The 20,214-nt window shown below is 61.1% G+C and carries 24 protein-coding genes; 7 read left to right on the top strand and 17 right to left on the bottom strand.

The features are described 5' to 3' along the window. The first annotated feature begins 3 nt into the window (after positions 1-3). The 3 genes from A9K65_RS23870 to A9K65_RS23855 all read left to right on the top strand — a co-directional run bounded on the left by A9K65_RS23870 (position 4) and on the right by A9K65_RS23855 (position 3,020). Positions 4-1,101, top strand: a complete 1,098-nt coding sequence (locus tag A9K65_RS23870) for a GH25 family lysozyme (protein ID WP_064995374.1) — start codon at positions 4-6, stop codon at positions 1,099-1,101. A gap of 226 nt (positions 1,102-1,327) precedes the next feature. After that, the gene (locus A9K65_RS23860) at positions 1,328-1,936 is read left to right on the top strand and encodes a class I SAM-dependent methyltransferase (protein ID WP_064995486.1); all 609 of its coding nucleotides are present in this window, start codon (positions 1,328-1,330) and stop codon (positions 1,934-1,936) included. Between the two features lie 118 nt (positions 1,937-2,054). Continuing rightward, positions 2,055-3,020, top strand: coding sequence for a DUF3592 domain-containing protein (locus tag A9K65_RS23855; RefSeq protein ID WP_245321886.1), 966 nt, complete (start codon positions 2,055-2,057; stop codon positions 3,018-3,020). Positions 3,021-3,034: 14 nt separating this feature from the next. Here A9K65_RS23855 and A9K65_RS23850 read toward each other — a convergent pair whose 3' ends face one another. Further along, complete coding sequence (locus A9K65_RS23850; protein ID WP_064995372.1) at positions 3,035-3,394, bottom strand: hypothetical protein; 360 nt, start codon at positions 3,392-3,394, stop codon at positions 3,035-3,037. A 164-nt stretch (positions 3,395-3,558) separates the two neighbouring features. Between A9K65_RS23850 and A9K65_RS23845 the strand changes: the two genes are divergently transcribed. Together A9K65_RS23845 and A9K65_RS23840 are read left to right on the top strand one after the other, a co-directional pair. Next, positions 3,559-4,080, top strand: coding sequence for a hypothetical protein (locus A9K65_RS23845; RefSeq protein WP_064995371.1), 522 nt, complete (start codon positions 3,559-3,561; stop codon positions 4,078-4,080). Next, positions 4,073-4,690, top strand: a complete 618-nt coding sequence (locus A9K65_RS23840; RefSeq protein ID WP_064995370.1) for a hypothetical protein — start codon at positions 4,073-4,075, stop codon at positions 4,688-4,690. The genes A9K65_RS23845 and A9K65_RS23840 overlap by 8 nt, the downstream gene beginning before the upstream one ends. Before the next feature lie 19 nt (positions 4,691-4,709). Here the strand turns inward: A9K65_RS23840 and pqqE are convergent, their stop codons facing one another. The 8 genes from pqqE to A9K65_RS23800 form a co-directional block, all read right to left on the bottom strand. After that, positions 4,710-5,831, bottom strand: coding sequence for a pyrroloquinoline quinone biosynthesis protein PqqE (pqqE, locus tag A9K65_RS23835; RefSeq protein ID WP_064995369.1), 1,122 nt, complete (start codon positions 5,829-5,831; stop codon positions 4,710-4,712). Beyond that, the gene (gene pqqD / locus A9K65_RS23830) at positions 5,828-6,121 is read right to left on the bottom strand and encodes a pyrroloquinoline quinone biosynthesis peptide chaperone PqqD (protein WP_032808964.1); all 294 of its coding nucleotides are present in this window, start codon (positions 6,119-6,121) and stop codon (positions 5,828-5,830) included. The genes pqqE and pqqD overlap by 4 nt, the downstream gene beginning before the upstream one ends. Continuing rightward, on the bottom strand, positions 6,121-6,879 hold the full coding sequence (pqqC, locus tag A9K65_RS23825; RefSeq protein WP_064995368.1) for a pyrroloquinoline-quinone synthase PqqC: 759 nt from the start codon (positions 6,877-6,879) through the stop codon (positions 6,121-6,123). The genes pqqD and pqqC overlap by 1 nt, the downstream gene beginning before the upstream one ends. Continuing rightward, positions 6,876-7,814, bottom strand: a complete 939-nt coding sequence (gene pqqB / locus A9K65_RS23820; protein WP_064995367.1) for a pyrroloquinoline quinone biosynthesis protein PqqB — start codon at positions 7,812-7,814, stop codon at positions 6,876-6,878. The genes pqqC and pqqB overlap by 4 nt, the downstream gene beginning before the upstream one ends. A gap of 415 nt (positions 7,815-8,229) precedes the next feature. After that, positions 8,230-8,790, bottom strand: a complete 561-nt coding sequence (locus A9K65_RS23815) for a PQQ-dependent catabolism-associated CXXCW motif protein (RefSeq protein WP_064995366.1) — start codon at positions 8,788-8,790, stop codon at positions 8,230-8,232. Continuing rightward, positions 8,787-9,680, bottom strand: a complete 894-nt coding sequence (locus A9K65_RS23810; RefSeq protein WP_013532072.1) for a quinoprotein dehydrogenase-associated putative ABC transporter substrate-binding protein — start codon at positions 9,678-9,680, stop codon at positions 8,787-8,789. Before A9K65_RS23810 ends, A9K65_RS23815 begins: the two co-directional genes overlap by 4 nt. Further along, complete coding sequence (locus A9K65_RS23805; RefSeq protein WP_013532071.1) at positions 9,652-10,176, bottom strand: c-type cytochrome, methanol metabolism-related; 525 nt, start codon at positions 10,174-10,176, stop codon at positions 9,652-9,654. Before A9K65_RS23805 ends, A9K65_RS23810 begins: the two co-directional genes overlap by 29 nt. A 178-nt stretch (positions 10,177-10,354) precedes the next feature. After that, positions 10,355-12,256, bottom strand: coding sequence for a methanol/ethanol family PQQ-dependent dehydrogenase (locus A9K65_RS23800; RefSeq protein WP_013532070.1), 1,902 nt, complete (start codon positions 12,254-12,256; stop codon positions 10,355-10,357). A 686-nt stretch (positions 12,257-12,942) separates the two neighbouring features. On the opposite strand from A9K65_RS23800, the gene A9K65_RS23795 reads away from it, so the two are divergent. Continuing rightward, positions 12,943-13,296, top strand: a complete 354-nt coding sequence (locus A9K65_RS23795; RefSeq protein ID WP_013532069.1) for a hypothetical protein — start codon at positions 12,943-12,945, stop codon at positions 13,294-13,296. A gap of 124 nt (positions 13,297-13,420) precedes the next feature. On the opposite strand, the gene A9K65_RS23790 is transcribed toward A9K65_RS23795, so the two are convergent. The 6 genes from A9K65_RS23790 to A9K65_RS23765 form a co-directional block, all read right to left on the bottom strand. Beyond that, the gene (locus A9K65_RS23790; RefSeq protein WP_064995365.1) at positions 13,421-14,284 is read right to left on the bottom strand and encodes a quinoprotein dehydrogenase-associated SoxYZ-like carrier; all 864 of its coding nucleotides are present in this window, start codon (positions 14,282-14,284) and stop codon (positions 13,421-13,423) included. A gap of 118 nt (positions 14,285-14,402) precedes the next feature. Continuing rightward, the gene (locus tag A9K65_RS23785; RefSeq protein WP_064995364.1) at positions 14,403-15,365 is read right to left on the bottom strand and encodes a quinoprotein relay system zinc metallohydrolase 2; all 963 of its coding nucleotides are present in this window, start codon (positions 15,363-15,365) and stop codon (positions 14,403-14,405) included. Between the two features lie 33 nt (positions 15,366-15,398). Further along, the gene (locus A9K65_RS23780; protein ID WP_064995363.1) at positions 15,399-16,139 is read right to left on the bottom strand and encodes an ATP-binding cassette domain-containing protein; all 741 of its coding nucleotides are present in this window, start codon (positions 16,137-16,139) and stop codon (positions 15,399-15,401) included. After that, a complete protein-coding gene (locus A9K65_RS23775; protein WP_084016238.1) occupies positions 16,108-16,932 on the bottom strand; it encodes an ABC transporter permease in 825 nt (274 codons plus the stop codon). Before A9K65_RS23775 ends, A9K65_RS23780 begins: the two co-directional genes overlap by 32 nt. Continuing rightward, the gene (locus A9K65_RS23770) at positions 16,929-17,915 is read right to left on the bottom strand and encodes an ABC transporter substrate-binding protein (RefSeq protein WP_064995362.1); all 987 of its coding nucleotides are present in this window, start codon (positions 17,913-17,915) and stop codon (positions 16,929-16,931) included. Before A9K65_RS23770 ends, A9K65_RS23775 begins: the two co-directional genes overlap by 4 nt. Positions 17,916-17,948: 33 nt before the next feature. Continuing rightward, the gene (locus tag A9K65_RS23765) at positions 17,949-18,158 is read right to left on the bottom strand and encodes a hypothetical protein (protein ID WP_013532063.1); all 210 of its coding nucleotides are present in this window, start codon (positions 18,156-18,158) and stop codon (positions 17,949-17,951) included. Between the two features lie 363 nt (positions 18,159-18,521). On the opposite strand from A9K65_RS23765, the gene A9K65_RS23760 reads away from it, so the two are divergent. After that, positions 18,522-18,902, top strand: coding sequence for a cytochrome c family protein (locus A9K65_RS23760; protein WP_064995361.1), 381 nt, complete (start codon positions 18,522-18,524; stop codon positions 18,900-18,902). 47 nt (positions 18,903-18,949) lie between these two features. Here A9K65_RS23760 and gph read toward each other — a convergent pair whose 3' ends face one another. Both gph and A9K65_RS23750 read right to left on the bottom strand, forming a co-directional pair. After that, positions 18,950-19,651, bottom strand: coding sequence for a phosphoglycolate phosphatase (gene gph, locus A9K65_RS23755; RefSeq protein WP_064995360.1), 702 nt, complete (start codon positions 19,649-19,651; stop codon positions 18,950-18,952). Then, positions 19,648-20,205: a thioredoxin family protein gene (locus A9K65_RS23750; RefSeq protein ID WP_064995359.1), complete on the bottom strand. Its 558-nt coding sequence runs from the start codon at positions 20,203-20,205 to the stop codon at positions 19,648-19,650. Before A9K65_RS23750 ends, gph begins: the two co-directional genes overlap by 4 nt. Between the last annotated feature and the right edge of the window lie 9 nt (positions 20,206-20,214).

The raw sequence follows: 20,214 nt of genomic DNA, 5'->3' as shown, positions 1-20,214 counted from the left end.
CAGATGCGGATTCCGGGCGTCGTCAGTTTTTTGATCGTATCGCTATGCCTTGCCGGCTGCTCGTCAACGGCCGGCGTCGATGCGCTGGATTTGCAGAAACCCTCCAACGAGACCACCAGTTCCGTGATCCGGCCGCCGGCACCGATCGCCGCTGCTCCGGCGGCAAGGGGCAACAGGGCGGCAAGGGCCGGACTGGCTCCCATGTCTGACAACGGTCCGGGGGAAAAAACGCGCCCGTTCGGCTTGGCGGAGGAGGAAGAGACGGGGGTGTTTGCCGCACCTGATGCGCCTGATCCCCAAGTGCCTGATGTCGGCGGGCTGCCGGTCGAGCCGGCAGCCTTGGTGTCGCCGCCCAAGCTGTTGACGCGCGCGGCACCGGCCATGCTTGCCGGGCCGCTCACCCGTTACGGTTTTCGCGACGCCAAGCCGATCAATTTCGGCAAGGGTTCGCCTCGCCGCCTTGCAGTGCACGGCGTCGACGTCTCGCGTTGGCAAGGCAACGTCAACTGGGACAAGCTGCGGGCGCAGGGCGCCAACTTCGCCTACATCAAGGCGACCGACGGTGGCGACCACCTCGATCCGATGTTCATGAAAAACTGGCGCAACGCCGACGCCGCCGGCTTGAAGCGCGGCGCCTACCATTTCTTCTACTGGTGCCGCACTGCGGGCGAGCAGGCGGACTGGTTCATCCGCAACGTGCCCAGGGTCGAAGGCGCGCTGCCGCCGGTGATCGACGTCGAGTGGAACGGCGAGTCCAGCTGCAAGCGGCGGCCGTCGCGCGAAAAGGTGCTGGAAAAGATGCAGGTGTTCATGGACAAGCTGGAGCGCTATTACGGCCAGCGGCCCATCATCTACACCGCGCCCGATTTCTACCGCGACAATCTCAGGGGCGAATTCCTCGACTATCCGTTTTGGCTGCGTGCGGTCGCCCAGCATCCGTCAAAGGTCTATCCCGGCCGCAAATGGCTGTTCTGGCAGTATTCCGGCTCCGGCCTGTCGCACGGCGTCACTGGCCGCATAGACCTCAATGTCTTCCATGGCGACGAACGGCAATGGCGCGCCTGGGCCGGCGGCCGGCAGACGGTAGCCGACGCCAACTGAGACAAGCTATCAGGCTTGGCGTCGTTCGCTTTCTCGGGTGTCCGCCGATCCTCGACCTCTTCGCCGCTCCCTTCACGACCCGCTCACGCGGCCTGCTTGACCAGCGTGCGCTGTCGGACCATTTCAAGCGCGATATCGGACTGCTCGATGGACAGGCTTCCGCCGGCAGCATTCGCTGAGGAAAGTGCCTGACTCTTTGACCAACAAGGACGCATGGGAGGAAAAGATGGGTGTGTCATCGGAGGCTCTGGCACAGAGCCGTCAAACGATCAGCGCTTACGAGGATTATGCGGAACAATATGATGCCATCGTGCGCAATGTTCCCAACGAGAGGGAGCAGGCATCGCTCAAGCGCCTGGTGGCAATCGCCGGCACAGGCGGTCGGATTTTGGAAGTCGGGTCCGGAGCCGGATACGATGCGGATTTTCTGGAAAATTTGGGCGTCAAGGTTCGGCGCACCGACGCGACCAAGCGGTTTCTCGAGCTGCAGGCCGCGCGTGGTAAGCATGGCGAGTTGCTCGATCTCATCACCGATGATCTCGGCGGCCCCTACGACGCGGTCCTTGCCCTATGCGTCCTGATCCACGTGCCTCGCGACCAGACCGACCAGGTGCTTGCCAAGATAGCCGGGTCGCTGCGCCCGGGCGGCGCCTTCCTCGTCTCGATGCGCAATGGCGATGGCGAGACATCAGGCGAATATCACATGGTCTACTGGCGCAGGGACGACTTCGCCGCCCGTCTCGAAGGCGCCGGGCTGGTCCTCATCAGGGACGATTTCAACGTCGGCCGCAATAGCGAAGAATGGAACACGTTCCTGGCCGTGAAGCCTGCATAACGCGGCGTGGGCTGTTGCCGTTTGCGCTGCTCAGCCTTTTCAGATTTGCGAAAATACAAGACATTGCCGCCGCCATGCTGTCTATGTGCGGGTTCCTGCACTCCTGGGGGGAGACGAGTTGGAACTCAAGATCATGCTTGTCGGCTTTGCCTGCGTGGTCGCGGGCGCGCTGTCGTTCATCACCTTCATGAAATGGCGAGAGGTGAAGGCACTCAGCCGCTGGCTGCCGACGCCGGGAAAGATCATCTCGTCGCGCGTCGAGGCACGCGAGGTCAGAAGCTCGGGCGTTGGTTCGGACAGCACTGATACCACCGAAATGCGCAATTTTCCGGCGATCACCTTCGAATACAAGGTCGGCGGCAAGAAATTTCAAAGCTCGCGCTACAGCGTGAAGGAGAATTTGGGGAATTTCGAAGTCACCGAAACCCTTGCCCAGTTTCCCCGCGGCGCGGAGGTGACTGTCTTCTACAATCCGGCCGATCCGAGCAAAGCCGTGATCGAGCGCACCATGCCCGAAGGCGCCTTCAAGTTCATGATCCAGCTCTCGGCCGGGCTGGTGGTCGGCGCGCTGGTTCTGGTGTTTTCCGTCGGCGGCGTCCTGGAGGCGATCAGGCCGCATTTGCCCAAGCCGCAGAACCTCGGCGCGGGAGCGCTGCTGCTGTTCATGGGCCTGTTTGCCTTGCGCATGGGCTTCGTCCAGAAATCGATGGCCGAGCAGGCGGTAAAATGGCCGGTCACTGCCGGCCGCATCGATGCCTCGGGCCTGCAGGCGCTCCGAAACCATTCAGGCTATGGTCGCTGGCGCACCGTCTTCAAATCCCGCATCGTCTACTCCTATGACGTCGCCGGCCAGCGCTACAGTGCCGATCGTGTGACCTTCGGCGGAACCGTGACGGCTTCGTTGCCCGGCCTCGTCGGCGGCCAGGCACGGCAGTATGTCGAAGGCAGCAAGGTCGACGTCCACTATGACCCCGCCAACCCCGGCTCGGCGGTGCTGGAATGCCGGGTACGGGGGCTCTGGCTGTTATGGATCTGCTCGGCAGGCTTTCTCGGTGGCGCCGCCTTTCTGGTCGGCCTGGTCTGAGGCGCCGGACGCCTTCAACAGCGGACGAGCGGTCCGCTGTTGAAGCCAGGCCAGGTGAACCGCAGCGTGGCCCCATGCCTGACGATATGGATGACACGCGCGAACGGCTCCTCGATCGACGGGTCGGAACCGTAGCATTGGCTGGCATGCACCACCCAGCCGGTCGAGCTTTTGCGAAATGTCGCCTGCTCGCAGCCGAGATCGGGGAACGACAGCGACGCCTGGTCCACTGTGAACACAGTCTCGCGTTGGATGTCGGGAGCCGCGTGGCAGTTCAGCCTGTCGCTAGACCATGTCCCAACATAAGGCGGCGCCGCCAGCGCGGAGCCACCGGCGAATGCGGATATTGCCGTCGTCATCACCAAACGCCGCATCACCACTCCTTCGATCAGTGCGCTCGACCATACAGGCTGGTGGGATTTTGCGTGGACAAGTTTTGTCCAGGAGCGGACAAACGCCGCCGTTCCGGATTTTGCTATGCTTTTGCGCGGATGATGCGACTGTGCGGGCCGACTCAACGCTTTCCCAGAGACATTGGATGATCACCCGCATACTGGCCTTCTTCCTCCTGGGCCTGCTCGGCCCGATGCAGGCGGCCTTGGCAAAAGAATGCCTCCTGAGCCACGCCACCTATCAGGAGCCGCGCTCGGGTGCCGTCGTGCAATTCCGGCCGCTCGCCAACGAGCCGGCGGCGCTGACGGCCGAAGTGTTTTCGCTGGCCGTGCCCAACACCGGCACGAGCCTGCCCGCCGACATCACCTGGACCAACGGCAAGAATTCCTTCCCGCTCGGCACCATTCGCCACGCCTGCACCGACGACGACCGGGAAGGCGGCCTGCAGGACGGTAGCGGATTGTGCAGGCTATGGGAGGGCCAGGTCTATGCCTTGACCGGCGGCGGCGCCGAGCAGTTGAATTCGCGCGAAGCGACACCGGCGCCGAGAGGGCTGCTCTTGCCCGGTTTCGGCGTGGCTTTCACCGAAGGAGCCGATTTCGCCAATGCCAATCCAGGCGGTTCGGCCTGGGACGCCTTCATTTTAACAGGATGCAGCGATGAATAGCGTGCGATCGACCATCTGGGCCAGTGCCCTGCTTGCATCCGCGACGATACCAGCCATGGCGGACGAGCCGGCGCCGTCGCGCCCGCCCATCGACAAATGCGCCTGGGAAAAATTGTCTGACAAAACTGTCGGGCTGGCCGCCTGGACGCAGCGCTGCGATTTCGGCTTCCGCCAGATCCATTTCGAATTCGCCGGCAAAGCGCTCGCCATCAAATACAGCGACGGCGGCGCGGCTGACCCTCTTGTCGAGGTCTTTGACATCAAGCCTGACGAAACCGCCGAGGCTGCGTTGCAGCGCCTGTTCCTGGAAAAGACCGACAAGGCCGTCAGCGCCCGCTGTGTGCTGGCGTCTTACACCGAGGGCGCGGTACCCGCCGGCGTCAAACGCTACACATTCAGCCCCGACGCCGCCTATGCGAAAGAGCTGAAAGCACTTGCCAGCGCCGACGAGATTCCCGAACCGCCCTGCGGCGACTGGGGTGAAATGCCTGACGGCATGCAGTATTTCGAGGTGCCCGCGGGTGAGGGGCACAGCCTGCTTTTTGTGCGCATCGGCCAGGACGAGCCATTGTTTGACGAGCAGACGCTACGCGTCTTGCCGAGGGGGTGAGAAGCGCTTTCTCGCCAGGTCAGGCGGATTCGGTCACCGCACCGATCCGCCGGTAGACGAATGCATCTTCTCTCGAAGGAACTGTGGCAATGCGCCTGGCTTCGTCGATCAGCATTGCCATGCGAGCATGGATCGGCGATTTCGCGCAAGCCGGGTCCGTTGCAGCGGCATCGCCGGCGATCGCCATCGCCTGGCAGCGGCAGCCGCCCCAGTCGATCTCGCGCCGCTCACAGCCGCGGCATGGCTCCTGCATCCAGTCCGTACCGCGAAAGGCATTGAACGCCGGCGAATCGGCCCAGATCGAGGACAGCCTGCGTGGTTCGAAACGCTCGAAGCTGAGCGACGGGATCGTCTGTGCGGCATGGCAGGGCAGTACGGTGCCGTCAGGCGTCACCATGAAGGCGTCCCGCGCCCAGCCGCCCATGCACGGCTTGGGATAGATCGCGAAATAGTCCGGCGTCACAAAATCGATGTTGATGATGCCGGCCAACCGCTCCTGTGCCTCCGCGACGATCTCCGCCTGCCTATCGACCGCTTCACGCTCCGGCATCAGTTGATCGCGATTGGTCAACGCCCAGCCGGCATATTGCACATTGGCGATCTCGAGCCTCTCCGCGCCCAACGAAAGGGCGAGATCGATGAATTCCGGCACCTCCTCGATGTTATGGCGATGGATCGGCGCGTTGATGGTAAGAGGCAGACCGGCCGCGCGCGCGCGGCGTGCCGTCTCCAGCTTCTTTTCGTGGGCACCCTTGTGGTTGCCGATGCGATCCGTGGTCGCCGGCCGCGCGCCCTGAAAGCTCAGTTGCAGATGGTCTAGACCGGCTTCGGCAAATGCCTCGACACGGCCCTCGACGATGCCAACGCCCGCGGTAATCAGATTGGTGTAGACGCCGCGCCCCGCAAGCCCGGCGATCAATTGCTCGAGGTCGCGGCGCAGTGTCGGCTCGCCACCGGACAGATGCACCTGGAGCACTCCGAGATCGGCGGCCTCCGAGAACAGGGCGAGCCAGGTCTCTGTGTCGAGTTCGCGATTGGCCTTGAGCAGTTCGAGCGGATTGGAGCAATAAGGGCATTGCAGCGGGCAGCGATGCGTCAGTTCCGCCAGCATGCCGATTGGAGGGAGGAGGGGCGTGCTCATAGCCTCACCAGCAGCTTGTCCGACCATTCCTGCAGGAAGGCGATGACGTCGGTCGCCACGGCCTCCTGTTCGGCCTCATAATCGGCGGCAAGGCCGGCAATGATGTCGCCGACCGTGGACCGTCCATCGCAGCGTCGCAATATGTCGAGACTGACATCGTTCGGCCAGAATATCTTTTCCGGTGAAAGCACGGCGAATGCCTGCCGCAAGGGATCGTATTGTATGCGCACGTGCTTCGGCAGCGAAGGTACCGATCGCAACGACACCACAGCTCTTTCGCGCAGCGCCATCATAGGGCTGCCTCGGGCTGGAAGGCGCCGGGCGGTATGTTTCCCTGCTCGCCATAGGCGTGTTGAAGCGCGTCAAGCATGGCCCAGAGTATATCGCATTTGAACACCAGTGCATCGATTGCCTGCTGCTGGCGCTCCGCCGTATCGGCGTGGCTGAGCACGTAGTCAAGGGCGAAGTCGGCGTCACGCGAGGCCTGTTCGGGCCGTTGCTTGAAATAGGCCAGCGTATCCTCGGTGATGTAGTCGTATTTGGCCAGCATTGCCGGCACCCGCTCGCCGATGATGAGTGGCGAGAACATCTCGGTCAGCGAGGACGCGACCGCCTCGAACAGCGTCCGGTTTGTGCAAAAGGAAAGGTAAGCGCCCACCGCGAAGCGTGTCGCCGGCAGTGCCAGCCTTTCGCTCTTCACGGCCTCGGCGTCCAGGCCGAGCGAAGTTGCCAGATGCAGCCAGCGCGCGATGCCGCCGCTCCAGCCGTCCTCGCCGTCATGATCCTCGATCCGCTTGCGCCACGCGGCACGAAACGCTGGATCCTCGGCATGTACGAGTATCATGGCATCCTTGCGTGGGATGACCGCCTGATAGCAATAGCGGTTCAGCGCCCAGGCCTTCATCTCGGCCTTCGACAACGCGCCGCTGGTCATCCTGTGGTGAAAGGGATGGCGATTGTGATAACGTTCGGCGCCAACCTGCCTCAGCACGGCTTCGAGAGCGCTCTTGGAGAGTCCGCCTTTGGCTGCATCGCGGAAGTCGCTCAAAATTCCATCTCCATACCGTCGTTTGCGATTTCCCAGCCTGCCGCCTTGACCGCCGCGTGCTCGGCGGAATTCTCGTCTAGGATGGGGTTGGTGTTGTTGATGTGGACGAAGACGCGACGGCCGACCTTCACATTGGCCAAGCCCGCAATCGAACCCAATTCTCCCGAGATCGCCAGATGCCCCATGCGCGCGCCGGTTTTCTGACCGACGCCGGCGACGATCATCTCGTCGTCGGTGTAGACCGTGCCGTCGAACAAAAGACAGGCGGCATCGGTGAGACGCGCGCGTAGCCGCGCATCGATGCGCGCGCAGCCTGGGATATAGAAGACGGAGCCGCGGCTGCCGATGCCGGCAATTCGGACTCCGATCGTGTCACCTGCGTCGGAGCTGAAATTGGCATCCGGATGGTCTCTATCCTCCAGATAGAGTGCTATCTTCCCGGGCACGGCAAAGGGCTCGATCATTACGCCGGTATCGCGGCCTTCTGCGTCGCAGATGGCCAACTCTTTCGCCGGCGGCAGGATGCGCCGCGGCACAAGCGCTGGATCGAGAACGTTGAAAATCGAATTCGCCTCCAGCGTCGCCAGAACCTGCGCCGTTGCATAGATGGCGAAAGGCTGCCGCTCGCGCAGGCTGAGCAGTCCGGCGATATGATCGACGTCGGCATTGGTCAGCACCACAGCGCGAATAGGTGTCGAGCGCAGCGGCGCATCGCCCGCAGGCTGTAATTCACGTGTTGCAGCGATTTGCTGGCGAATGTCGGGCGAGGCATTGAAAAGAACCCAACCCAACCCGTCCGCCGAGGCGGCGACACTTGACTGGGTTCGTGGATGCACGCTTGCCATGCCGTTGCGAGCCGCACGACTGAGACGGTAGTTGCAGTTCCATTGCGGAAAGCCGCCGCCCGCCGCCGATCCGATTATCCTCAAATGCATGAAAATGCCCGCGCGCCGGCTTCTCTGACCTGCAGGCAATTTGCAGTCACAAACAACACTCCGCGCGCTTTGCGTGCGTCAAAATCTTTCACGAAAATCCCATGCGGGGAGGGGATGCGCGCCCCTGTCGCCAGGGACGCGCACCTCTGCGGCCTACTTATTGGGAGTAATTTCAGCAGGCAGATACCGTGAAATTTCGAAGCCAGCGGCAACCTGACACATGGTCGGTTTTTTCCAGTTCTTCTTCATGACATTTCTCCTCTTATACCAGCCCGAAGGGACCGATCCTGTCGTTAGCCAACCATTGCAGGGCACCGACGCAATGGCTCGTCCATCAAGTTTCAAAATGGACAAATGAAACAATAGGTTTTGAAAAATTGAAAACAAACTATCGAGAATAATTGCAGTCCTTCCTTCAATTGTTCGTTGCGTAGGGTTTTTTCTCCTCCAGTGGAAGGTTTGCATCTTCCCATCCATCGGCGCCGAGCGGATACCAGATCACTGAACTGTAGCCCCACTGGACGGCCCGTTTCGCCGCATTCCACGACATCCAGCAATTCGTCATGCAGTAGAACAGAATCGCGCGCGACTTGTCCGTCCCGGCCTTGGCCGCGAGGCCTTGGCGAAAATAGCTGGCGGTCTCCTGCGAAATAGCGCCGTATCCCACATTGGCCAGCCATATGCTGCCTGGAATGTCCTTTCTGACCTTGTCTCTCCATATCGTCCCTGCCGGCAAATTGGCCGGTTTGGGCGTGTCCGGCATCACGTCGAAGAAGATCGCCTTTTTCGCTCGCCACAGCGCTTCCGCTTCCATCGTCGTCACCACCCTCGCGCCTTGCAGCGTCCGCGGCACCGGCGCCCGATAGTCGTCCATCCGGAAACCGCTGGGTTCGGCGATGTCGCCAGCCCATGTCGGCTCGGCCAGACCCAGAAGGCTCGCGGCGACCAGCACGAAAATAGTCTCCCTTCCATTCATTGGGTAATCAGGTTGTCGTGTTCGTCGATCAGCGGCACGTTGTAGCTCAGCAGGATCCTGGTGATCTCCGCCTGGTTTTCCCTGATCACCCGGTTGAGCGTCCGCTTCCATTCCTGGTCCGACGGACGTACGCCCATGGTGATGCGGTAAGACATGCGCGAGCCGGTTTTTTCCTTCACCAGTGGAACGATCGTCACATCAGCTCCGAGTTCCTTGGCGTAGTAACCTGCCATCGGTCCCCACAGCACCGCCGCATCGATCTTGTGTGCCAGCATGTCCTTGATCATGACCTCCCCCATTGATGGGGTGACGCGCGTATCCACCGCAAGCGGATAGATCTTGGCGGTCCGCAGAAGCTTGTTGGCGGCCATGTTGGCGGTTGGCGGCGTGCTTTCAACGACGCCGATCGTTTTGCCTGTGAGTCTGGGATCCTCGATCGTTTCCACGCCTTCCATATCGTGGCTTTTCGGATGCACCAGCACATAGGCGGAGCGATAGTAGGCGTTGGTGTTCTGCACCAGCTCATCGCCTTGAGCATAGCCCATGATGATGTCGCATCGGTTGGCCCCCAACGTATTGCGCACGAAGCCGGTGATCGTGGGAAACCAGGTGTAGGAGACGGACTTGCGCCCGGTTTTCGCGGCAACCAGTTCGGCCAGCTTGTTTTCAAAGCCTTCGCCGCTCTTGTCGGTGAAGGGCATATTCGAGGGATCGGCGCAGACGCGCAGAATGTCAGGGTCGACCAGTTCTCCCGCCGCGCCAAGGCCGGCGCTTTGCGCATGCGCGTTCGACGGCAGCAAGGCGAGTGTGCCGAGGATCGGCAGAACGACGCGCAGCTTCAATGCATCGCGGCCGATCATGTCATCCACCCATGCAGGATGCTTCGGCATCCTTCGCCGCCTGGGCCTTGTCTTCGTGCTTGGGCGGCCTTCCGCGGGGCGCCGCGCCATCCGCGCGCGCGCGCAGATAGACGTAGAGATCGTCCAGGTAGCAATAGACGTTCTTGTTGTCGCCAAAGGCAGGCATGACGTTTTCCTTGCCGCCGCCGACATTCTTGCGGCCTTCGGCGACGATCGAGAGGAATGTGGCGTAATCCATGGTTTTCAGGCTGTTGACCAAAGCCGGCGCATAGCTCGAACCTGTCGCGTCCTGTCCGTGGCAGACATGGCAATCGGAATGATACCGGCGGTAGCCGCTGAACGTGTACCAATCGACGGTTCCGTTTTCGATCTTGTAGGTCGGATTTCCATCCGCATCCAAATACTTGCCGCCTTCTTCCTTTACCGCCTTGGCTTTTTCCATGCTGTCGTCGGCCCGAGCGAGGCTCGAGCTTGCCAGAGGCAGCAGAGCCAGGACGAAAGCCGAAATTACAATGCGAACGGACATTCAAACGCTTCCTTCATTTGCCAATAGACACGGTTTTGCTGTCGCGACCGGCATTGATCGGTGTTTTTGGGTGCGTAACCGAATCGAGAGCCCGGCCATGGCTTCCGGATGTCCGGGCTCTCGTTCTTCAAGCCTTTGGTCTCACAAGACCTGAGGCATGCTCAAGGTTCCCAGCGCATCAATCCGGGAGACCGAAGACGGTGAGCTGACCGCCCAGCGTCGTGTAGTCGGCAAGTGCCGCGTAGCCGCCGACGGCACCCAGGCCAGCTGTACCAACGACAGCGGCTTGGTCGCCTTGCGCGCGGCCCTGATCGACGGCGCCATGCCAGGCAGCGGCGTTGTCAGGCGAAAGCAGGCCGCCTGCCAGGCCGATACCAGCCCATCCACCGACGCCCGACAGAACGGCGATATACTGCTTGCCGCCCTGCTCGTAGGTCGTGATGTTGCCGATGATGCCGGACGGGGTCTTGAACTTGTAGAGTTCCTTGCCGTCCTTATCGACCGCCTTGATGTAGCCTTCGAGTGTACCGTAGAAGACGACGTCGCCATCTGTCGCCAACGCGCCCGACCACACCGAGAACTGCTCGGGCTTCGACCAGACGATCTCGCCCTTGGCCGCATCCCAGGCAATGAAGTTGCCCATGTTGCCGTCGCCGCCAGGTGCGGGATACATCGACACGGTGGCGCCAACATAAGGCTGACCGGCGGTGTAGCTCACCTTGTAAGGCTCATAGTCCATGCAGACATGGTTGGTCGGGACATAGAACAGCCCGGTCTTCGGCGAATAGGCCGCCGGCTGCTGGTCCTTCGTTCCAAGCGCCGCCGGGCAGATGCCCGTCGAGTTGGTGTCTTCGCCGTTCTGCTGGGTCGAATATTTCGCCACGACCTGCGGGCGACCATACTGTTCGCTCTTGGGGTCCATGACGACTTCGGTCGCCCAGTTCACGGCCGGATCGTATTTCTTGGCGACGAGAAGATCGCCGGTGGCGCGATCCATGGTGTAGGCAAAACCATTGCGATCGAAATGCACCAGCACGTCGTGCTTGGCGCCGTTGACCTCCATGCCATCGACGAGGATCATCTCGTTGATGCCGTCATAGTCCCATTCGTCATGCGGGGTCATCTGGTAGAGCCATTTGGCAACACCAGTATCCGCATCGCGGGCCATGATCGTCATCGACCAGCGATTGTCGCCGGGGCGTTGGACCGGGTTCCACGTCGAGGGATTGCCGGTGCCATAGTAGACCAGGTTCAGCTTGGGATCATAGGAATACCATCCCCATGTCGTGCCGCCGCCGGTCTTCCACTGCTCGCCTTCCCAGGTGTTCGTGCCGGAATCCTTGCCAACCGGCTTGCCGAGTTGCGTGGTCTTCTCGGGATCGATCAGGGTGTCTGCGTCCGGACCTTCCGAATAGGCTTTCCAGGCGAGTTTGCCATCTTTCAGATTGTAGGCGGCCAGCCAGCCGCGAACGCCGAATTCGGCGCCGGAGACGCCGATGAGCACCTTGTCCTTGACGACGACGGGGGCAGCCGTACCGGATTCGCCTTTGCCGCCATCGGTCTGGTCGCCGTTCTTGACCGACCAGACGACCTTGCCAGTCTTCGCGTCCAGGGCGACGACCGTGGTGTCGGCCTGATTGAGAATGATCTTGCCGTCACCATAGGCAACGCCACGATTGACCGTATCGCAACACATGATCGGAATGACGTTGGGATCCTGCTTGGGTTCGTACTTCCAAAGGATCTTCCCGTCATTCTTGAGATCGAGCGCAAAGACATTGTTCGGGAAAGGCGTGTGGACATACATCACATCGCCGATGATAAGCGGTCCACCCTCGTGGCCTCGTAGCACGCCGGTGGAAAAGGTCCACTTGACCTGCAGGTTCTTCACATTGTCCGCAGTAATCTGGTTGAGTTTGGAATAGCGGGTGTTGGCGTAGTCACCCGTCTGCATTGCCCAGTTCTTCGAATCCGAAGCCAGCTTTGCAAGGTCCTCATTAGCCGACGCCGTATAGGCCGCGCCGAGCGACAGAAACGCCGCAGTGGTTAGAATATAGGTAGCTTTCGTAAGTACACGCATCCGAATTCCTCCCGAGGTTCATAGTGATGAATCATTTGCTGAGCCCACAAGGGCTTGCCCAAGCGATTCACGGGGGGGAAATATTTCCGGCAGCGTGTCACGACCTAAGCCAGATGTGCAGAGGGCACCGTTACTGCCCACCTCACCTTGGCCTACGAAAGACTGTCGCCGCTCCCTAATGACGGTGACGCCCTTGAAGCCGGAAACAGGGTGAGGCTATGTCATCGTAAAAGGCTAGGCAAGCAAAAAAGCCTGCTGGTGTTTTTGCACCGCAATATCGTAAATGATGCGGTGCAATATAAGAAAATAAGCAGGACGGTATTTGTTAGATAAAGTATTTATGACCGCGAAATAACGATGGGGCACATAAAATTTAGTTATTTTTTGATTTTTACATTTCGCCTAAGCGTTGATTTTATTTAGAGGTATTCGCTTCGATGTCTCGGCATGGTCATGCGCGTGCTCCATTGGGAATCGATAGTGGGCCAAGCATGAGATGATCGTTGGAGTCGGGGCGTGGAGCAGGCCACGGAGCCGCCATGCGGAACCACGGTCGACAAGCCCCGCATTCCTCCTTTGGTCGCATACGGAAGCCATGGGCGCTTGACTGACTCTGCTGCACGTTGCCAACTGCCACGGTGATCCCGACTGGGCGCATCGCGCCTAGGCTAACCGGAGGTTTTCCCGTGATCAGATATGTTGGATTTTCGACTTTGCCGCTGCTCCTTGCCGCGCCGCTGGCCTTCGCAAACCCCGCGGGCGCCGCGGGTGATTACCCGACAGCAACGATCGCCGACTACGTGCTCGGCTGCATGCAGACGAACGGCCAGACACGTCAGGCGCTGGAAAGCTGTTCCTGCTCGATCGACGTCATCGCCTCGATCCTTCCCTACGACCACTATGAGAGAGCCGAGACTTTCAAGAGCATGTCTTTGACCACAGGCGAAAGCGCGGCGCTGTTTCGCGAAAGCGCACCGGCGAAGGCAGCCCGTACCGAATTGAAGCGCGCGCAGTCGGAAGCCGACGTGCGCTGCTTTTAGAGCCTGCTCCATCCGGAAGCCGGATGGAGCTCCGTCCTCTGCCTGGGCGTGATCTTCCCGAACGAGCTCCATTTTCGGGATCAAGTGGCAAGCACCCGGCAGTCCAGCGCAAGATATCGAGACTTCAGAGTCCCGCTGTCTCGAGCGGCCACTGATTGCGAAATGTTTTGCCGTCCGTATCGATCGCTTCAACCTGGATTTCGCCATTGCCGTGCACGGTGAAATCGAATCGGAAGTTGGGGTCTTCCGAAATCGATATTCCACCTTCCATGGAGAGGATCGGCCGGCCGGCTTGGGAGATCGACAGTTTCTGGACAAAATGCGCCGGTATGAAATATTGGGTCAGCGGATCCCGCTGCAGCCCCGAATTGTTAGGGTGCCGGATCATCAACTGCAGTTCCTCGGTCTTGGTCATCGTCTCTTTGGGCGGGAACTGGCGCAGCTTCATCTGACCCATTGTCGCGTTGGCCTCGTCCTGGTTCTTGACCGCAGGGGCGGAGCAGCCACCTGACGCCTTGACGAAGGTCTGTACCATATGGAGTTGACCACCCTGCGTCTCAGCGATGGCACGCAGATAGGAATAGTCGTTGACGCGCACGCGCGTCGACAGATGCGTCACGCCGGCATCCTTGCCGAGCTGGAACGTTGCCGCCACCGGTGCAGGGTTCGCGTCGATGATCAAGGTAACGGATTTGATGCCGTCTGGCGCCTTGGCTGGATCGAGATAGATGTCGACGGGCACGATGGCGGCATCCTGCGCCCGCTTCGGTGCTTCGATCCTGACGACGCCGGTATCGACCAGAATTGCCCGATCGCCGAACACGTCGCCCTTCAAGTCATGCCAGATTCTATCCGAGGACGCGGTTGTTTGCTGTGCGTTGGCGACTCCCGAGGAGCCGAGCAACGTGCCGATGGTCAAGATGAACGCGGCGAAAACGGATGCGAGCGGCAAGGCGAGCTGCCGGCTCGAGTAAGCTTGATTTTGCATTTCGATGCCTCCACCAATGCAAGACAGGTGGTGCCCAGGCTGGCGTTGAGGATAAGCCTTTGACGACGCCTTGGCAAATCGCCGTGCTTTACGGCCGCCTGGCGCATGTCGGCGTCGTCTATTCCCATTCGAGTTCGGCAAATGCGGCCGTTGCGTTGCGTTCGTTGTAATCATCGAACAGGTGCCAATTATCCCGTTCGCTTCCGCCTGCGGTTTTGACTGCTTCGCGCAGCGGCGTTCCGTCGGCGATCGCCTTGCGGATATCGCGCGCCAGAACCTCGAAATAGCGTCGCTCCCCCGCCAGTGCCTGTGGCCAGTCGGCCGTTACAGGACCATGACCTGGAACGACGCGCGCGGCGTCGATCGCGGTGAGTGCATCCATCTGGCGGAGCCATCCAAGCAGTGATCCGTCGAGCGTCGGCAAGGAGCCCATGAACACGAGATCGCCGGCAAAGAGCGTTCTGGTCGCGGTATCGAATACGGTCAGGTCGTTGTCGGTGTGCGCCGCCTTCCATGCCCGCAGTTCGATCGTGCGGCCGCCGAGGTCGAGTTGCAGGTGATCGTCGACCAGCCTGGTCGGCGACACGATCTCGACCCCCTCCATCAGCGCCTCGCCAAGCTGTTCGCGATAGTTGTGCAGATAGAACACGCCACGCGCGTCGAGGGCGCGCGGCAGATTGCGGTGACCGACGATGGTCGCGCCGATCTCCCTGAATGCTGCGTTGCCGAAGATGTGGTCGGGGTGCATGTGGGTGTTGACCAGGAAGCGAACCGGCTTTGCGGTTACCTTTCCGATCGCGGCGAGAAAGGCGTGCGCCTCGATCAGGCTGCCACCGCTGTCGATGACGGCAACCGCATCGGTACCGATGACGGCGCCCAGATTGCAGATCGCACCGTCGTTGGCGGCGGTCATCAATTCATCCGTGCCCTGGAAGGCGAAGACGCCGTCGGCGATCTGCCTGAGCGAGAATCCCAGGTTGCCAGCCGCGGCTCGTCCGAGGCAGCACGGCAGCAAGGCGGCGCTGGCGGCGGTACAGGCGAAGCCACGCACAAGCCTGCGTCTTAGCCGATCGATCGACATGAAGGCCTCCGATATGCATTCACCTGCAGGCGATCAGGTGACGTCCGGAAATCTATGATGGAACGACCGCAGAAGGTCGCTCATCACCTGCGAATTGCGATGTTGCCGTGGCAACCGTACGTCGAACACGCCGAGCACATGGGTTGGCCGCGGCGCGAGCACGATGATGCGGTCCGAGAGCATCAGTGCCTCGCGTAGATTGTGCGTCACCATCAAGGCGGTCGTGGGCCGTTCCGACCACACGGTCAAAAGCAGATGCCGAAGCCGCTCGGCGGTCTGTTCGTCGAGCGAGACAAAGGGTTCGTCCAGGAAAAGCACCGCCGGCTCCGTGGCGAAAGCCCTGGCAAGTGCTGCCCTGCGCGCAAGGCCGAGCGACAGTTCGGCAGGATAGAGCGAGCGCATGGCCGCGAGGCCGAGCGTGTCGAACAGCCCGTCGAGATTTTTCGCCCTCAAGCTTTTCGGCAACGCCAGCCTGACATTCTGCTCCACCGTTCGCCACGGCAGCAGGGTCGGTTCCTGGAATACTGCGGCGATGCGGTTCGAACCTCCTTGCGGCAACTGGAAGGAGCCGGAAAAGTCTTTGTCCAAGCCAAGCAGGATACGCAGCGTCGTGGTCTTGCCGCAGCCCGACGGTCCAAGCAAGCAGGCGAATTCGCCTTGCCGGACCTCGAAGGAAAGGTCCTGAAGCGCCGTGATCGAGACGCCTCGCGCGGACCTGAAGGTCTTTTCGGCGATGTCGACCTTAAGCGGGACGACGGCGCCAACGGGTTGCATGTCGTTCAACGGGCTGCACCAGGAGAAGTTCAATGACAAGCATCACCGCCACGAAAGCCAGCGTGTAGGCAAGAATGGCGGCGACATCGAAAAGCTGGAAATAGAGATGGATCTGGAAGCCGACACCGTTCGAGCGGCCGAGCAGTTCGACGACCAGGACGATCTTCCAGATGAGGGCGATGCCGGATCGCGACGCGGCGGCAAGATAGGGCTGCAATTGCGGCAGCAGAATATGGCGGATGCGATCAAGGCGGCCGAAGCGATAGACGGTGGCCATCTCGGCATAACTTGGATCAAGCGTCCTGGCGCCTTCACGCATCGTCACCACGACATTCGGGATCTTGTTCACCGCCACCGCGCCGATCGCCGCCCCCTCGTTGAGGCCGAACCAGATGTAGCCGAGGACGATGACCACCAGCGCCGGGATGTTGAGGAACAGGATCACCCACGGGTTGAAAAAACGGTCGACGCGACGATAGCTGCCGAGCAAAACGCCGATGACGGATCCGATGATCATTGCGACGATATATGCTGCGGCGACCCGGCCGAGGGTCACGCCGAGATGGTAAAAGAGGTCGCCGCTCGCAGCCTCCCTGAGAAGCACCTGCCAGACCTGCCCAGGTCCTGGAAAGGCACGGCTTGGCCAGACGCCTGCCGCAAGGTTCCACAGTAGGCAAAGCCCGAGCAGGGAAACCGCTACCGTCAGCGCGGGCGCCAGTGCCGTCGCCAGGCTGCGTCGGCCGGACATGCTCGGCGGGGCATCACGCGTGCCGTCGGTTTCCGATGCGGTCATTTCCGGGGTTCCTGCCAGAACGTGCCGGGCGCCATCTCCGGCGCGCTGCCGACCAGCTTCGCGCCGCCGATCGCCGCCAGCACATGGTATAGCCTGCCGGCGTCAGCCGCTTCCTCGGCGACCGACCGTCTGGGAATGCCCTGACGATAGCGATCGCGCAGTTTTTCCAGTTCCTTGCCTTCCGCGCGAATGATCGGCGCCAGGCGCAGCCATTCGTCATCGGATCTGGCCAGCAAGTCCTTGGCTTGCGCGGACGCCCTCACGAACCCCCTGACGGCATCGGGGTTCTCGTTCGCCCATTGGTCATGGAAGACGTAACCGAGCGCCGACACGGGTCCCAGAGCCCCAAGCGTCTTTGCCGCGTCATTCACGCCGATCAATCGACGGAAGCCATTGGCCTCGAGACGGGCGCAAAAATGCCAGAAATTCAGCACTGCATCGAGTTCGCCCTGTATCGCCTTTTCCGAAATCAGCGGCGGCGCGCCAAAGACGATGTCGCTGGTTGCCGACAGGTCGACGCCGAGATCGCGTCTGGTCAGCGCTTGTATCAGCAGCCAACTCTTGTCGAGCGGGCCGCCGGCGACGCCGATCTTCTTGTCCTTGAGATCGGCGACCGTTCGGATCGGTGAACCCTCCTTCACCATGATCGCGCCCACGGCGGTGGAATAGGGGAACAATGTGAGGTCGCCGCCTTCGGAGCGCTGGCGCGAGACCCACAGCCAGTCGGAGACGATCATGTCGATCGCGCCAGCCTGCATCGCGACGTTGGTTGCATCCTCGCCGGCGAAGTCGATGATCTCCAGATCGATCCCGTTCGCGGCATCGAACTTGTGCTGCCGTAGCGTATCGAGTTCCCAACTCACGGTTCCAAACTTCAGCACACCGAGGCGAATCCTGGCTGCCGCAACGGCTGGCCTGGTAGCAAGAACAGCGGCTGTCCCGAGAACCGCCAGACGCAACGTCATGCGCCGTGAAACCTTCATGACACCTCCTCCCCAGGGTTCCGCGCTGCCAAATCAGATGGCTCGTTCCTTGCTCGGAAATGCGCATTTCCAGCGCATGACCTTGAGGGTCGGGTGTTCTTGAGACCATTTCGCGATTTCGCTGGGGGCAAGGAACATGCATTGGAACAGGGTGCCGCGGCTCTCGAAATAGAGATGTTCGTCTCGGCAATTGCTCGGATTGGCGCTGAGGCAAACCGTCAAAATGAGATCGACCATGTCCATTCAGCACCTCTTGCGCGTTCCCAAACGCCCATCTCGGCGAGTCCAGCCCAACCAGGAGCCAGGACAAAACCGCCACTTGCCGGATTTCTCAAGGTGCCAATGGAGAAACCGGGATGAGGTCAAGCTACGCGCTCGCCCGATAGTCGTCAACAAAGACGAATGGGCAGAATCCTTGAGCACCCAGGCCTCTAAACCTTTGTACGATTGACTTTCACAACATGCCGATTAGCTTCCAGGTGACGCGGCGCGGCTCCACGGGAGAAGCGGAATTTCCACGCCACCGCGTAAGGCGCATGCCGACGGATCAAAGGATCGGCATGCGCAAATCGTCCAGGGCACCCAGACGATCAATGAGGAAATACCATGCGCGCAATCGCATTTTTCGCAGTCATGTCCGTTGTGCCCTTCATCGCGAGCCAATCCCAGGCACAGGACGCGGCGGCGGGTGAGAAGATCTTCGCCAAATGCAAGGTCTGCCATGTCGCCGACCAGGACAAGAACAAGGTCGGTCCGTCGTTGAACGGCGTCATCGGCCGAACAGCCGGCACGCACCCGGGGTTCAGCTATTCTCAGGCGATGGTCGCGGCAGGCAAGTCCGGCGTCAAATGGGATGAACCCACTTTGAAGACTTACCTTCACGATCCCAAGGCCATGGTCAAAGGAACAAAGATGGCGTTCGTCGGCCTCAAACAGGACGAAGACATCGCCAATGTCATCGCCTATCTGAAGCAATTCTCGAAATAGCGCGCCGCCGGCCGTTCGAACTTGCGTTCGGCCGGCGTTCGCCTCGATCACGCATCGGCTTGCAGCCCCTGCATTGCCGAAGGCAGATCGAAAAGGCTGTCGCAAACAAGATCGGCGCCAAGCTCTTCCACCGGAATGTGGCTGTAGCCGCCACGCAGCAGAATGACGGGCATGCCGGCGGCGCGTGCGGCGCCCAGGTCAGCGCCACTGTCTCCGACCAGCAGCGCGTCACCCGGGTCGACGCCTAGCTGTGCCAACGCCAGCAGCAGGGCATCGGGCGCCGGTTTCAGGTGTGTCACCGCGTCTCCGCCGACGATCGCACCGAAATATTCCGTCAATCCGAAATGAAGCAGGATTTCGCGGGTCGCCAACTGCGGTTTGTTGGTTGCCACCCCCATGCTTACTCCGCCCAAATGAAAGTGGGTGAGGGCCTCCCTGACGCCAGGCATCAGCCCTGTCAGGCCGGTCAGGTGCCGGCGGTAGATAGGCGCCATGACGCGGTTTGCCTCATCGAGAGCGTTGCCGAGCAGTGGCGCTCCCGATGCCGCGAAGGCTCGCTCGATCAGTTTCCTGACACCGCCGCCGATCATGGCCTTGACCCGGTCCAGGCGCAGCGGCGGCAGATCGCGGCTGGCCAGCAATTCGTTGACGGCGGCCGCTATGTCCGGTGCCGAGTCGACCAGCGTGCCGTCGAGGTCGAACAGGATCGCCTTCGGCGATCGAAGCGGCCTACCTGCGCCGACGTTCATGCGTCATCCTTCCACTTGATCGAGCAGCCGATCGAGGCGACCTGGTTCAGCGGCCCGTCGCCGGTTCGGGCAACCTGCTTCATCGCCTCGAACAGATCGCGTCTCAGCCCGGGCGCTCCGGCTTCTCGTCGCGAGGCGTCCAGCCGACCGCGATATTGCAATCCCAACTCGCTGTTGAACCCGAAGAAATCGGGAGTGCACACCGCCACGTAATCGCGCGCTACAGTTTGGCGCTGGTCGTGCAGGTAAGGGAAGCTGAAGCCGTTCGTCGTGGCGAAGAGCTTCATTTGGTCGAAGGAATCCTCGGGGTAGGTGTCGGCATCGTTCGAGTTGATTGCGACAAAGCCGATACCTTCGGCCTTGAGGTCGTTGGCATCGCGCACGATACGTGAAATCACCGCTTTCACATAAGGGCAGTGATTGCAGATGAAGGCCACGACCAGGCCGTTCGGGCCGGCCTGGCTGAAGATCGAATGCGACCTGCCGTCGACGCCGGGCAAAACGGCATCGATCGCGCGCCAGCCGAAATCGCAGACAGGGGGGACGGCCGCCATGCTTGCCTC

This window comes from Mesorhizobium sp. WSM1497 (assembly GCF_001672455.2).
Classification (GTDB): Bacteria; Pseudomonadota; Alphaproteobacteria; order Rhizobiales; family Rhizobiaceae; genus Mesorhizobium; species Mesorhizobium ciceri.
This window is presented reverse-complemented; position numbering and strand designations above follow the sequence as displayed.

Excerpts from the sequence above, each read along its gene's own strand:
- A9K65_RS23785 (WP_064995364.1), bottom strand. The coding sequence starts at position 15,365 with ATGTCGATCGATCGGCTAAGACGCAGGCTTGTGCGTGGCTTCGCCTGT.
- pqqD (WP_032808964.1), bottom strand. The coding sequence starts at position 6,121 with ATGGCGCTGCGCGAAAGAGCTGTGGTGTCGTTGCGATCGGTACCTTCG.
- A9K65_RS23845 (WP_064995371.1), top strand. The coding sequence starts at position 3,559 with ATGATCACCCGCATACTGGCCTTCTTCCTCCTGGGCCTGCTCGGCCCG.
- A9K65_RS23780 (WP_064995363.1), bottom strand. The coding sequence starts at position 16,139 with ATGCAACCCGTTGGCGCCGTCGTCCCGCTTAAGGTCGACATCGCCGAA.
- A9K65_RS23775 (WP_084016238.1), bottom strand. The coding sequence starts at position 16,932 with ATGACCGCATCGGAAACCGACGGCACGCGTGATGCCCCGCCGAGCATG.
- A9K65_RS23765 (WP_013532063.1), bottom strand. The coding sequence starts at position 18,158 with ATGGACATGGTCGATCTCATTTTGACGGTTTGCCTCAGCGCCAATCCG.
- pqqB (WP_064995367.1), bottom strand. The coding sequence starts at position 7,814 with ATGCATTTGAGGATAATCGGATCGGCGGCGGGCGGCGGCTTTCCGCAA.
- A9K65_RS23790 (WP_064995365.1), bottom strand. The coding sequence starts at position 14,284 with ATGCAAAATCAAGCTTACTCGAGCCGGCAGCTCGCCTTGCCGCTCGCA.
- A9K65_RS23750 (WP_064995359.1), bottom strand. The coding sequence starts at position 20,205 with ATGGCGGCCGTCCCCCCTGTCTGCGATTTCGGCTGGCGCGCGATCGAT.
- gph (WP_064995360.1), bottom strand. The coding sequence starts at position 19,651 with ATGAACGTCGGCGCAGGTAGGCCGCTTCGATCGCCGAAGGCGATCCTG.
- A9K65_RS23810 (WP_013532072.1), bottom strand. The coding sequence starts at position 9,680 with ATGCCGAAGCATCCTGCATGGGTGGATGACATGATCGGCCGCGATGCA.
- A9K65_RS23840 (WP_064995370.1), top strand. The coding sequence starts at position 4,073 with ATGAATAGCGTGCGATCGACCATCTGGGCCAGTGCCCTGCTTGCATCC.
- pqqE (WP_064995369.1), bottom strand. The coding sequence starts at position 5,831 with ATGAGCACGCCCCTCCTCCCTCCAATCGGCATGCTGGCGGAACTGACG.
- A9K65_RS23870 (WP_064995374.1), top strand. The coding sequence starts at position 4 with ATGCGGATTCCGGGCGTCGTCAGTTTTTTGATCGTATCGCTATGCCTT.
- A9K65_RS23800 (WP_013532070.1), bottom strand. The coding sequence starts at position 12,256 with ATGCGTGTACTTACGAAAGCTACCTATATTCTAACCACTGCGGCGTTT.
- A9K65_RS23815 (WP_064995366.1), bottom strand. The coding sequence starts at position 8,790 with ATGAATGGAAGGGAGACTATTTTCGTGCTGGTCGCCGCGAGCCTTCTG.
- A9K65_RS23770 (WP_064995362.1), bottom strand. The coding sequence starts at position 17,915 with ATGAAGGTTTCACGGCGCATGACGTTGCGTCTGGCGGTTCTCGGGACA.
- A9K65_RS23760 (WP_064995361.1), top strand. The coding sequence starts at position 18,522 with ATGCGCGCAATCGCATTTTTCGCAGTCATGTCCGTTGTGCCCTTCATC.
- A9K65_RS23805 (WP_013532071.1), bottom strand. The coding sequence starts at position 10,176 with ATGTCCGTTCGCATTGTAATTTCGGCTTTCGTCCTGGCTCTGCTGCCT.
- A9K65_RS23850 (WP_064995372.1), bottom strand. The coding sequence starts at position 3,394 with ATGCGGCGTTTGGTGATGACGACGGCAATATCCGCATTCGCCGGTGGC.
- A9K65_RS23860 (WP_064995486.1), top strand. The coding sequence starts at position 1,328 with ATGGGTGTGTCATCGGAGGCTCTGGCACAGAGCCGTCAAACGATCAGC.